Source organism: Haladaptatus sp., from assembly GCF_049589095.1.
Taxonomy (GTDB): Archaea; Halobacteriota; Halobacteria; order Halobacteriales; family Haladaptataceae; genus Haladaptatus.
Genome location: NZ_JBAWAC010000369.1, coordinates 1 through 11,709, shown reverse-complemented (window position 1 = coordinate 11,709; position 11,709 = coordinate 1). Strand labels below are relative to the sequence as shown.

The window sequence follows — 11,709 nt, the reverse complement described above, 5'->3', positions numbered from 1 at the left end:
GGACCTGCTCGTTCGAGTCGGTGACGCCCGCGCCGTTCAGTACGCCCGCGATGACGGGGTGAAGCGCGTCGTGGAGGCGCTTCGTGGGAATCTTGAGCGTCTCCTCGCCGTCGATGCCGTAATCGAGCGTGATGGTCGATTTGCGACGACCCTCCGAGACGCTGATTCGCTCCGCATCGTGCGGATACTCCTCGACGGATTCGTCGCTCAGCAAGCCGTCGGCACGATAGATAAGCGTCCGCGTCGGTGTCACGTAGAGTATATCTTCGCCCCCGAGGGACACTTTCGCGGCCACGTGTTCGTCTCCAAGGCTGGACTGGACGATTCCCGGAACGTTCATGATGGGAATGGTCATGCCCATGTCTTAAGACCGATGGATAGACACGACAGGGAGAAAACTCATATCCTCTCGAACACTAACTGAGACGGTTCGCGCGTGGACAAAATCGAGCGACGCGGTGGCAATCGACACTCTCACATCCTCAATCGAGATGGGAACTTTAAAGAGTACCAGTTGCCTATCCGTAATCGAGCCCGGGTGGCTTAGCTGGACATAGCGCCGCACTCATAGGGTTCTGAGATTTGGCGCTCAGGCCTTGGAAGCCTCCCATGCGCCCGAGAGACCCCGCCAGGTCTCGAATCTGGGACATGCGGAGATCGAGGGTTCGGAGCCCTCCCCGGGCATCGTATTCTTACGAAAAACTAATCCTTCGTAGCCGTTGGTTTGCCGGGTCGTGTAACGGTGTCGAGCGGCTAGTACGTCGATTCTTTCGACACGAAATGCGGCTCCTTTGAGTGGACCACATAGCGGCGATCTGTCGTGATTTTATTTCCCATCACGATCCAAAAATAGATTCCTGGAAGGATATTGTCTAGTTTCTGATTCGATATGTGTATTCGCGAGATCTGGACGATATCGCCGGACGGCATCGTTAGTGACTCGATGGAATGGGCTCAATTTTGAGAATTTATCGCTAAAGTTGTCAGCTCATCCCTAAATTATATTCCTCCGGATATGAACTTCAGTAACCAAATCATGTTAAGTGTATAATCTGTGTTGGTGCGAATGTATCATGGAGCCCACTCGAAGAACAGTTCTTGCTGGGATAGGAGCGACACTCGCGATCGGCGGCGGTGCAACACAGGCGTTCGGACAGCAGGACGGGACACCGGCGTTCAAGGTGCTGAACGTATCGGCAACCGAGGATACCATCACCTTCTACAACGATAGCGGTGGATCGGTCGATCTCTCCGGGTGGACCGTCGACTTCGAATACGGAAACGACAGCGTGGATCAGACTGGCACGATTCCAAGTGGGACTACGGTCGGGTCCGGTGGGATAATCAAGATCGCCTCCGGTGCGGTATCGGTCGACGACGCCGATGTCGTCGTCCAACCGCCGTTCGACGAACGGGTCATCAAGCGGAACCGCAGCGACGTGATTGCACTCCTCGATTCCAACGACAACGAAGTCGCAAACACCGAGGACGACATGTTCGGTGGCGGTTCCGGTGGTTCCGGCGGTGGGGACGACACCTCGACGACGACCGACGAGACATCGACCACGGAAGAGGACAGTACGACGAGCGAAGAAACCACGACGGAAGAGGAAACCACTACAACGAGCGACGAAACCACGACGGACGCTAACGACGGGACAACCACGACTACGACTGACGATAACGAGACAACCACTACCGACGACGGAACAACGACCACTACCGACGACGAGACTTCCGACGGATCGAACGACACCACCACCAGTGACAGTTCCAGCGGGTCGGACAATTCCGACATCAGCACATCGTCGAATGGCTCGGAGTCAAGTTCGAACAGCGGTGGCACGGACGACTGCTGACAACGGCTGAGAACGGACGATTTTGTTCGTTTTTTCACGCGGGACGTCGTGAAAACAGCCGACAACGACGATTATTCGAACAGTGGGTGGAGTTTTTTCGATTCTGTTTTTCGTCGGACGACTCCTTCGAATCGTCGCTCGTTCGAGGACTCATATCGATCATGAGCCTTCTGTTTGCCGACGCTGGTCGGCAACTCCTCGATAACGGGGCACGAACGGAACTCGTCGTCTCCGAAGCGAACCTCCAATCGACCACGTTTCCCCCATCCCTCGTTTACCGCCCGAATGGGATCCGATTTTGGAACAGTACGGAGAGCGATCAATGATCAGTACACGACCAAACGGGAAGAAATGTAATCTATCCTCATACAGAATGAATCAGTTGAGATAGTCGAGAATGTCAGTTATCACCCCCATACGGAACCGGATTGGAGATAGGGGTTCTAATCGAATAATAAAAGGTCTAAGCGCTTTTGAAGGAGTTATGAAACGTCGATAAATCGACACAGACGGGTGAAATGTCGTGAATTTCTGTTTACTCTCGGCCTGTTATATGACCCCTCCAGTCATAGAGAGAAATACATCCCGAAGAAATCATGTCCAGTCCTCCAACGCTACGGAACGAACGCGCATCGAACTTCGAATTCCCCGACCAGCACGGCGTCGGGACGGCGGTGAAAAAGCTCCTCATGCCGGTCCAATTCGTCGGCTTCTGGTCGGCGGTTGCGCTTCCGTTCGGATATCTTCCCCTGCTCTACGGGAGTCGCCTCGCCCCCTCCATCGACGTGCTCGGCCCGCTCCTCGTGCTCAACCTCGTCGCGATGTTCGTCGGCCACGGCTACAAGAGCGATTGAGGACGACGAACACGAACCGCTCGTGCCCCCTGCATTGGGACTCCAAACCCTGCACCAACACCCCGGTTTCACGCCCTGAATCTACGCCCCAATCCCCGGCATTCGATTTTCCCGATTCGTTTCGATACTCCGGATATCTTCCGACGGTTTTCCATCGATTCTCGTCGTCGATCACTCATTCTTTGCCTCCGAGGAGTTTCGCTTGACAAGACATATTCGGGAATAGAGAAAGTAATTTTTCCTATTCTTAAAGTCTTGTTTCCAAATTCGCCCCATAGAGTTTAGGCCCACCAAAAAATGGTAACTAGGATGATAACTATTATCCGCATCGAGTACTTACCCGAGGTATGGATCTCTTTGCGAATCTGACGTTGGTGTTCATCGCGGGCTTGATCACGGCACTGGCAACCGGTATCGGTGCGCTCCCGTTCTTTCTCGTCCGAGAGGTGAACGACCGCTGGAACGTCATTCTTTGGGGACTCGCATCGGGGATTATGGTCTCGGCATCCGTCTTCGGACTTATCTCCGAAGGGTTATCGAGCGCAAACGGTGGCAGCGTACAGGGGGTCGTCATCGGATTACTGGTCGGCGTCGCACTCGTCGTCGTCAGCGACTACGTCATCTCCGGGGCGGACGTGAACCCGAAGAAGTACGAAGAGGCGGATTTCAAGAAACTCGTCCTCATCCTCGGCGTTCTCACCGTCCACAGTTTTCCGGAAGGTGTCGCCATCGGCGTCTCGTTCGCGGACCTCGGATTCCAAGGCGGCTACCACTTCGACGGATTCGTTATCCCCCTGCTCGCCATCTTCATGACCGCTGCCATCTCGATTCACAACATCCCGGAGGGGGTCGCCATTTCCATCCCGCTCAACGCGATGGGCGTGGGAAAGTGGCGGATGGTCTGGTGGTCGGTCTTTTCCAGCCTTCCGCAACCGATCGGTGCGGTCATCGCCTTCTACTTCGTGCGTAGCGCACGCGGGTTCCTTCCGATGGGCTTCGGATTCGCCGCGGGTGCCATGATTTACCTCGTCCTCTCGGAGTTCATCCCCGAAGCGCTCGAAGTCGGGCAGAGCCTACCGGGGGATGGACACCGCGAACTGGTTTCAGGGCTCACCCTCGGCGTTCTGTTGATGCTCCCACTGGCGTTCATCTGAACCCTGATGCAAACCCGTCCACTAATACCGTCATTCACGAAAAACGCGGATTCTCAGACCGGTTCAAAAACGATTTTAAATCAAATAGGACGATTGGAGGGAGTTAGAGGGGAATAGACAGGTCCGTTCATCAACGGTAAACGGTGTGAATCCATCCCAACGCTCTGCCCGTTATAAGGGGTATCTCGTCTACGATTTAGCCGGGCACGGGTGTGCTACCATGTCGGGAACAACCTACAAGGACGATGGTGAGTCGCTCGCCATCGGCCGCCGGAAACTCACCGCACTGCACGCGCGATTCAACGAGCATTCGCTGACGACGCCGATCCAGTTCGTTGGCTTCTGGTCGGCAGTCGTCTTTCCGTTCTGCTATCTCGTTTTACTCCTGAATGGTCTCTCTGACGCAGAGATGACCGTCTTCTTCTGCCTGCTTGGCTGTAACGTCATCTCCCTCCTCATCGGACACGCATACGGACGGAAGTAACGACCGCTCGTTCGCCCTATTCGAGTCCCCACTGTCGCTCTTCCGGTCCCCGCTGTCGCTCTCCGGTCCCCCCGTTCTGCTCGGCCAGTCGCCTTCCTTCGCTCGATTTAACCGTCATGCATGAATACGATGCGATATGGAGCTCGAAACCGTATCGCTGGGGAACACCGGAACGAAAGTAAGCGAGATCTCGTTCGGAACGTGGCGATTCGGTCACGAAAACGACGAAGGCGAAGTCGAAATCGACGAGGACCGTGCTCACGAACTGCTCGACGCCTACGCCGACGCGGGCGGGAACTTCATCGACACCGCCGACATGTACGGCGACGGGGAGAGCGAGCGATACATCGGCAACTGGCTCGCCGACCGTGACCGCGAGGACTTCGTCATCGCGTCCAAGATCTACTGGCCGACCCGGAAGGACGACCCGAACGGCCGCGGTCTCTCCCGTAAGCACCTGCGACGACAGATGGACCTCATTCTGGACCGCCTCGGCACCGACTACGTCGACTTGCTCTACATCCACCGTTGGGACGACGAAACTCCTGCAGGCGAGTTCATGCGGACGCTCGATGGTTTCGTCCGTGACGGGAAGGTGAACTATCTCGGCACCTCGACGCTCGAACCCAACGCGTGGAAGGTCGTCAAGGCCAACGAGATGGAGTACGAGCCATTCCGCCTCGCACAGCCCCGCTACAACCTCGTCAACCGGGAAACCGAGCCGAACTACATCCCGATGTGCGAGGACTACGACATGGGTATCATCCCGTGGTCGCCACTGGCCGGTGGCTTCCTGACCGGCAAGTACGAACGCGACGAGGAACCGGCGGCGGGAACCCGCGGTGCGACCGACCAGCAGTTCCGCGACAGCTACCTCACCGAGGAGAACTTCGACGTGCTGGACGTCGTCGAAGAAGTGGCCGACGAAATCGGGACGACGCCCGCGAAGGTCAGCCTCGCGTGGTTGCTCGAACACGACGCCGTCACCGCACCCATCATCGGCGCACGAACCGTCGAACAGTTGGACGAGAACCTCGCCGCGACCGAGGTGTCGCTCACCGACGACCAGTTCAAGCGACTGACGGACGCGAAATCGGCGTAATTTCCGGAGCCAAGCGTTTTTGATGGATAGCGAACGATTCGATAGTATGGACGGTACCGACCATCGAACGGGGCGATGACGAATGAGCGACGACGACCCGCCGTTGACCAGGGTTCGCCGGGCGAAGAGTCGACCGTCGGCACCCTCCCGAATCGACGGTGGGGCGGTCGCAGTCGGACTGATCATCACGCTCGGCGCGCATCTCGTTCCCGCGCTCCTCGTGCTCGTCGGCGTGTTCGACACGCTGTTCGGCGCGGCAGCACTCGCCAGCACGCTGGCGTTTCCGGTCGGTAGCTACGTCACGGGGAAGTTCGCGGGGGGTAATTCGGTCCGCGGCGGGGTTCACGGACTGCTCACCGCCGCCATATCGCTCGAGATTCTCGCGGGAGGGGCCGCGTTGTTCGTCGGGGCTGACGGACTGGTCGCGGAACTCGGCAAATGGCTCGTCGCCGACAGTGACACCTCCGTCCTCGCCGGAACGCTCGTCTGTCTGCTGCTGGTTGGTGCCCTCACCGGTGCACTCGGTTCGAAACTGGTGTCACCGAGACAACCGAACGACTAACTGATTCGAACGAGGTGCCTCAGGTATGGAACAGCATCAAAAGCGGGGAATCGGGTCCATCATTATCGGTGTCACGACGGCCCTCGCATTTCTCGTCGGTTCCACCCTCGTTTCGCCGTACGCGATACTCGGTTCGATTGCCGGGCTACCGCTCGTCGCCATCGGCGTCATGCAGTTCCGTGGTCCGAACCGCGTCGCGGACCCGGAGTCCGCGAGCGCAGTACAGCGACTCGCGATTTTAGCCCTCGCCGCCGTCTCGTTCCTCGTCGGAATGGCGGTGTTCTGGTACCTCTAACGCTATTCTAGCGCTTCGAACGCCGACTCCAGGTCGGCGATGAGGTCCTTCGGATGTTCCACGCCGACGGACACGCGCAACAACGAATCCGAGATGCCGATTTCCTCGCGTTCTTCCGGCGTCAGCGGCGCGTGGGTCATGCTCGCCGGGTGCTCGATGAGCGATTCGACGCCGCCCAGACTGACGGCCAGCGGGAACTCGTCCAGTTCGGCGACGAAGCGCTCCACGGTTTCGAGGCCGCCGTCGATTTCGAACGAGAGGACGCCACCGCCGCCGTCCATCTGACGTTGGGCGAGTTCGTACTGCGGGTGGGATTCGAGTCCAGGGTAGTACACCGTCGAGACCGCGTCGTGTTCGTCGAGGTACGCGGCGATTTCGGCGGCGTTGGACTCGTGCTGACGCATCCGGAGCGGGAGCGTCTTCAACCCGCGGAGGGTGAGGAAGGCGTCGAACGGCGCGAGCATGTTGCCCATGCCGACCTGCTGGAGGAAGCCGATTTCGTCGGCGAGGTCGGCGTCGTCCGTGATGACGGCACCGCCGATGGAGTCGCTGTGGCCGTTCAGGTACTTGGTCGTACTGTGGACGACCACGTCGGCACCGAGTTCCAGTGGCTGCTGGAAGTACGGCGAGAGGAAGGTGTTGTCCACGCCGAGGGTCGCATCGACGGACTCGGCGATGGAGGCGATTGCTTCGATGTCACAGAGTCGGAGCAGGGGGTTTGTCGGCGTCTCCATCCAGATGAGGGCGGTGTCGTCTCGGACGGCGTCGGAGACGGCGTCGGTGTCCCGGGCGTCCACGAAATCCACGCCCACGTCGAGGCGCTCGCGGAACAACTCCTTGAGCATCGTCTTGGTGCCGCCGTACAGGTCGTCGAACGCGACGACGTGGTCGCCGGGCCGAACCGACGCCGTGATGGTGGCGACGATCGCGGAGGTTCCGGAGGCGAAGGCCATCCCGTAGTCGCCGCCTTCGAGCGCCGCAAGTCGGTGTTCCAGCGCATTGCGGGTCGGGTTGGCGAGACGCGAGTAGAGATACTGGTTCTCGTCAGGATCCAAATCCTCGAGACCCACGTCCGGGTCGATACCGCCCGCCTCGTACGTCGATGCGAGGTGAATCGGCATCGTTACGTCGCCTGCTCGTTCGTGATGGGGCGGTTGTTCCGCGTGCGTCACCGCCATCGTTTCGAATTTCGGGGAGTCTCCGGATTCGTCGGACATCCTATCGTCCCGTTCGAGAACCAGACTTAGAAGCTTTCGATACGGCAGATGTTGCCATGCGCCGCGAGAATGGCGATTCTTTCTGAATTATCGTGAGACATCGGGATGAAAATTTTCCGAGGTGTTTCGGCTAAACTCAGGCGTCGAATCGGCGGTTTCTGACGGCGATTCGCTCGCGCGCGTGCTCTTCGGTCGGTGGCGATGACCGCGTCGGCGACGGGAGAACGGTCACTCCAAGACGAGGAGAAACAAACGGGTCCGGAGCGTGCCCATCGCTATTCGTCGCGGTCGAAGGAGTAGACGAAGTTGAGGAGGCCGCTCTTGATATGGTCCGCGCTCGGGACGTACACCGCGTCGTCGGTGACGACGGGCGATTCGCCTATCGGGCCGGTCGTCTCCCAGCGTCCCGTCCGGTTCCCATTACGGTCGAACGCGTGTACTCGCCTGTTCGCCGCGAAGTAGACGGTGTCGCCCGCGATGACGGGTGCGGGGACGACACCGTCCCCGTCGTCGTTGCCCTCGAACCGCCATCGTTCCGTTCCGTCGTCGGCCGACAACTCGACGAGCAGCGGCGTTTTCCCGTCTTCGAGCGTCACGTACAGGGAATCGTCGTCGGCCGCGATTCCGTCGATTGGTAGCTCCGTCATTTGGGTACTCCACAGTTCGCTTCCGTCTTCCACATCGAACGCCAACACGTTGTCCGGTTCGTCGTCGCTCGTATCGGTCCCCACGTAAGCGGTTCCGTCCCCGACCGCGAGACTGGGGCCATCGAAGGAGTGGTGTACCGACCATCGAACCGTCCCGTCGGTTCGGTCGATGGCGTAGAGGTGGTCGTAGCCCGCATAGAGGACGTCATCGTCGGTTACGACGAGGTCGGTTTCGGGCCAACGGAGCAGCGAGCACTGCTCGCCGGGGGCGACCCACTCCTGTTCCCCCGTCTCGGCGTCCAGCGCGAAAACCTGCTCGTCGGCGGCGACGTACACCGTTCCGTCCTCGGTGCCGGTCATCGCATCGATTCGATCCTCGAACGACCGTTTCCACTGCACCGTTCCGGCCCGTCCATCCAGTGCGTACAACTCAGTCTCGCTGGCGATGAAAACGGTTCCATCGGTGAAGACGGGCGCGAGTTCGATCTCGGCGTCCCCCTCGAATCGCCATCGCTCCGTTCCGCTCTCCTCGTCGATGGCGACCACGTCTCCGGCGGTTTTGCTGTAAACGGTTCCCTCGCCGGCAGCAGGGGACATGTGTGCCTTCCGAATGGGATCGGATTCCCAAGTCAGCGTGGCCTTGGTTTCGAACCGCCAGTTCGTGGCGTCCGGTGCCGTCGGCGCGAGCGCGTAGACGTAGCCCATGTCGTCGCCGACGTAGAGCGTTCCGTCCGCGATGGTCGGCGACGCGGGTTGGTACGCGTAGTGACTCACGTCACGCGGTTGGTATCGCCACAACACGTCGCCGGTTTTCGCGTCGAGTCCGAACGCTCCGATTTCGTCTTTCGTGGCGAACACGCCGTCGTTGATGAGGTACAGAACGCCATCGGCCACGCTGAGCGACGACGACTGTCCACCGACTTCCGACGAGTGCCACAACCTCGTTCCGGTCGCAGCGTCGAGAGCGAACGGATTACCCGACTCCGTGATGCAAAACAGCGTTCCGTCCGCGTACGCGGACGAACCGCCGAAATAGTCGGAGCCATCGTACGACCAGCGTTCCGTTCCGTCGTCCGCATCGTACGCCATGACGTACTCTCGATTATCCGCGTAAACGCGGCCGTCGGCGACGGTCAGTGCTGCGTGCGGGTTGCGGTTTTCTTCGACGTGCCACTGTTCGGTACCGTCGTCGGCATCGAGTGCGTGGATTCCGTCGTCCGCTACGAAGTAGGCCACCCCATCGACGACGGCGGGAGCGTACATCTCCCCCGATGCGTCCACGGACCATCGCTCGGAGCCGTCCGCCAAATCGAGGGCGTACAGTCCGTCCTCGTCCGCGGAGACGTACACCGTTCCGTCGGTGACGGTCGTCGGGGAGAGGATCCAGTTGTTTTCCGTGTCCGCGTTGTCGAAGGACTTCGTCCACTGCACGCTCCCGTCAGAGATGTTGCGGGCGTGGAGGACGCCGTGGACAGACGCGAGTACCACGTCACCGGCGACGGTGGGACTGAGATCGTGCGTCTGCTGTCCGTCTTTCTGCGGCGTACCGCTCTGTAGCGATACCTGCCAGTCGGTTTCCCTCGTCTCCAAATCGAACGCGGTCAGCGTCCCGTTGGTGTTGACGGTGTATCCCGTGCCATCGGCGATGGTCGGCGGGGAGATGGTGTATCCACCGTCACCGATTTGCTTGCTCCATTCGACGAAGGGATACTCCGACGGCGCACTGCCCGGTGAGTGACCGGTGTGCGCGGTATCGTACTGGAACGTGGTCCAATTCTCATCATCGAGGAGGGGCGTGGAGGGCGTATCTCCGTCTGCGAGGACGCCGAGGTTCGTTCCGGTTGCACCGGCGATGCCCGTGGCACCGACGGCGAGGCCGACCGTCTTCAAAAACGTACGTCGTGTATCTTCCGGCATACGATACATCGAAGGAATGGCACCCTATTTGCTATCAGGTTTCTAAGGACTCTCCCGCATTGTTTCTGCCTCGCATAATTGATGGTATCGGTACAGATTATTTGGGAGTCACATAGTCAGAAATAAGTAGATATATGTCATTTGTGCCGCACCGATAGCTCAGCAGTAATATCGGCTAGTAGATCAATTTTCCATCCGTTCCGTCCCGGTTTAAAATCACTGTTGTACTCGTTGTCAGTTGAATCGCTATTGTTGTCTCACCTAACTGCCCAATAATGATGAATGATGACGAATAGTTCGGCGGGGTTCGAGGTTCGGTGCAGTATTTGCTCCGCGTTCAGGGGAGTGATCTCGTCTCGCGGGCGAACCGTCGTCCTTTACAAATCTCCCGACGATGAGTCGAACGAATGACTCGGTCCCGAATCGAATCCGTCCGCCTCCGGTGGCTCCTCGTGATCTTCGTCGCGGCCGTCATCTGTTACTTCTCGGTGTTCGCGTCGCCGGACGTCGGCGTGGAAAAACTCGGCCCGCTCGGGGTCGTCGGTCGGGACAAGTGGTTTCATGCGAGCGGCTATGCCGTGCTCGCCGCCACCATCGCCGCCGCGCTCTCGGCGTCTCGCCCCGACTATCGACGGGTCGTGGTCTTCGCGGTTGGGGTCGTGGCGGCCGTCGTCTTCGGCATCGCCATGGAGATTGCACAGATACCGGTCCCTCGGGACCCGTCAATGTGGGACGCGCTCGCCGACACGGTCGGGGCAGTCGTCGGCGCGCTGGCCCTCGCCTGCTCGCGGCGCGTCGCCCGGCGAGACGAAGCCGATTTACGCTCGTAACCGTTTTCTCCGACAATGAGTACGCCGACGCCCGAGAGCTACGAGCGGGGCAAGGGCATGGACGCCCACAACTCCGTGATGCGCGATATTCGCGCCCGGAAGGAGAAGCACTACGACCCACACGAACCGACGCGGGTGTGGTTGGACGAGGACAACACGCCCGACGGCGTGTACCAGAGTTTGACCATCATCCTCAACACCGGCGGTTGTCGCTGGGCGCGCGCGGGTGGCTGTACGATGTGCGGGTACGTCGCCGAATCGGTCGAGGGCGGCAGCGTCCCTCACGACGCGCTGATGGATCAGATCGACGTCTGTCTCGAACACGAACGCGAGGGAGCCGACGAGAAGAGCGGCCTCATCAAAATCTACACCTCGGGGTCGTTCCTGGACGAGCGCGAAGTCGGCGCGGAGACGCGGAAGGCCATCGCCGAGACGTTTTCCGACCGCGACCGGATCGTCGTGGAGAGCCTGCCGGACTTCGTCACCCCCGAGAAGCTACGGGACTTCCGCGAGGAAGGACTGGAGACCGACGTGGCCATCGGGCTGGAGACGGCGAACGACCGCGTTCGCCACGATTGTGTGAACAAGTACTTCGACTTCGACGATTTCATCCAGGCCAGCGAGAACGCCGCATCGGTCGGTGCGGGTATCAAAGCATACCTGCTGATGAAGCCGCCGTTTCTCTCGGAACCGGAGGCCGTCCAGGACATGAAGGAGTCCATCCGGAAGTGCGCCGAGTACGCCCACACCGTCTCGATGAACCCAACGAACGTCCAGCGGTACACGAT

The 11,709-nt window shown here is 59.6% G+C and carries 13 protein-coding genes and 1 tRNA gene; 11 read left to right on the top strand and 3 right to left on the bottom strand.

The features are described from left to right. A partial coding sequence (locus tag WBV42_RS11600; RefSeq protein WP_423986175.1) for a DUF7115 domain-containing protein occupies positions 1–340 on the bottom strand: 340 nt, incomplete at its 3' end. 192 nt (positions 341–532) lie between these two features. Here WBV42_RS11600 and WBV42_RS11595 point away from each other — a divergent pair. The 9 genes from WBV42_RS11595 to WBV42_RS11555 all read left to right on the top strand — a co-directional run bounded on the left by WBV42_RS11595 (position 533) and on the right by WBV42_RS11555 (position 6,310). After that, positions 533–684 (top strand) — tRNA-Met (locus WBV42_RS11595). A 389-nt stretch (positions 685–1,073) separates the two neighbouring features. Beyond that, positions 1,074–1,859 (top strand): lamin tail domain-containing protein, encoded by a 786-nt coding sequence (locus tag WBV42_RS11590; RefSeq protein WP_423986174.1) that lies wholly within the window; start codon positions 1,074–1,076, stop codon positions 1,857–1,859. Between the two features lie 161 nt (positions 1,860–2,020). Further along, positions 2,021–2,185: a hypothetical protein gene (locus WBV42_RS11585; protein ID WP_423986173.1), complete on the top strand. Its 165-nt coding sequence runs from the start codon at positions 2,021–2,023 to the stop codon at positions 2,183–2,185. Between the two features lie 270 nt (positions 2,186–2,455). Next, complete coding sequence (locus WBV42_RS11580; protein WP_253225394.1) at positions 2,456–2,713, top strand: hypothetical protein; 258 nt, start codon at positions 2,456–2,458, stop codon at positions 2,711–2,713. Between the two features lie 347 nt (positions 2,714–3,060). Continuing rightward, positions 3,061–3,867 carry a ZIP family metal transporter gene (locus WBV42_RS11575; protein WP_423986172.1) on the top strand — a complete coding sequence of 269 codons (807 nt, stop codon included), beginning with the start codon at positions 3,061–3,063 and terminating at the stop codon, positions 3,865–3,867. Between the two features lie 220 nt (positions 3,868–4,087). Then, positions 4,088–4,351 carry a hypothetical protein gene (locus WBV42_RS11570; protein ID WP_423986171.1) on the top strand — a complete coding sequence of 88 codons (264 nt, stop codon included), beginning with the start codon at positions 4,088–4,090 and terminating at the stop codon, positions 4,349–4,351. 136 nt (positions 4,352–4,487) lie between these two features. Continuing rightward, on the top strand, positions 4,488–5,453 hold the full coding sequence (locus WBV42_RS11565; protein WP_423986170.1) for an aldo/keto reductase: 966 nt from the start codon (positions 4,488–4,490) through the stop codon (positions 5,451–5,453). A gap of 82 nt (positions 5,454–5,535) precedes the next feature. Then, positions 5,536–6,015, top strand: coding sequence for a hypothetical protein (locus WBV42_RS11560; protein WP_423986169.1), 480 nt, complete (start codon positions 5,536–5,538; stop codon positions 6,013–6,015). A 25-nt stretch (positions 6,016–6,040) separates the two neighbouring features. Further along, entirely contained in the window at positions 6,041–6,310 is a 270-nt protein-coding gene (locus WBV42_RS11555) for a hypothetical protein (protein WP_423986168.1), read from the top strand. Between the two features lie 2 nt (positions 6,311–6,312). On the opposite strand, the gene WBV42_RS11550 is transcribed toward WBV42_RS11555, so the two are convergent. Then, entirely contained in the window at positions 6,313–7,527 is a 1,215-nt protein-coding gene (locus WBV42_RS11550; RefSeq protein ID WP_423986167.1) for a trans-sulfuration enzyme family protein, read from the bottom strand. Between the two features lie 275 nt (positions 7,528–7,802). Beyond that, positions 7,803–10,091, bottom strand: a complete 2,289-nt coding sequence (locus WBV42_RS11545) for a PQQ-binding-like beta-propeller repeat protein (protein ID WP_423986166.1) — start codon at positions 10,089–10,091, stop codon at positions 7,803–7,805. Positions 10,092–10,498: 407 nt separating this feature from the next. On the opposite strand from WBV42_RS11545, the gene WBV42_RS11540 reads away from it, so the two are divergent. Continuing rightward, positions 10,499–10,921 (top strand): VanZ family protein, encoded by a 423-nt coding sequence (locus WBV42_RS11540; protein WP_423986165.1) that lies wholly within the window; start codon positions 10,499–10,501, stop codon positions 10,919–10,921. 15 nt (positions 10,922–10,936) lie between these two features. Further along, a partial coding sequence (locus WBV42_RS11535; RefSeq protein ID WP_423986164.1) for an archaeosine biosynthesis radical SAM protein RaSEA occupies positions 10,937–11,709 on the top strand: 773 nt, incomplete at its 3' end.

What these genes read in the sequence shown, in the direction of transcription:
- WBV42_RS11590 (WP_423986174.1), top strand. Translation starts at nt 1,074, where the DNA reads ATGGAGCCCACTCGAAGAACAGTTCTTGCTGGGATAGGAGCGACACTC.
- WBV42_RS11585 (WP_423986173.1), top strand. Translation starts at nt 2,021, where the DNA reads ATGAGCCTTCTGTTTGCCGACGCTGGTCGGCAACTCCTCGATAACGGG.
- WBV42_RS11580 (WP_253225394.1), top strand. Translation starts at nt 2,456, where the DNA reads ATGTCCAGTCCTCCAACGCTACGGAACGAACGCGCATCGAACTTCGAA.
- WBV42_RS11575 (WP_423986172.1), top strand. Translation starts at nt 3,061, where the DNA reads ATGGATCTCTTTGCGAATCTGACGTTGGTGTTCATCGCGGGCTTGATC.
- WBV42_RS11570 (WP_423986171.1), top strand. Translation starts at nt 4,088, where the DNA reads ATGTCGGGAACAACCTACAAGGACGATGGTGAGTCGCTCGCCATCGGC.
- WBV42_RS11565 (WP_423986170.1), top strand. Translation starts at nt 4,488, where the DNA reads ATGGAGCTCGAAACCGTATCGCTGGGGAACACCGGAACGAAAGTAAGC.
- WBV42_RS11560 (WP_423986169.1), top strand. Translation starts at nt 5,536, where the DNA reads ATGAGCGACGACGACCCGCCGTTGACCAGGGTTCGCCGGGCGAAGAGT.
- WBV42_RS11555 (WP_423986168.1), top strand. Translation starts at nt 6,041, where the DNA reads ATGGAACAGCATCAAAAGCGGGGAATCGGGTCCATCATTATCGGTGTC.
- WBV42_RS11550 (WP_423986167.1), bottom strand. Translation starts at nt 7,527, where the DNA reads ATGTCCGACGAATCCGGAGACTCCCCGAAATTCGAAACGATGGCGGTG.
- WBV42_RS11545 (WP_423986166.1), bottom strand. Translation starts at nt 10,091, where the DNA reads ATGCCGGAAGATACACGACGTACGTTTTTGAAGACGGTCGGCCTCGCC.
- WBV42_RS11540 (WP_423986165.1), top strand. Translation starts at nt 10,499, where the DNA reads ATGACTCGGTCCCGAATCGAATCCGTCCGCCTCCGGTGGCTCCTCGTG.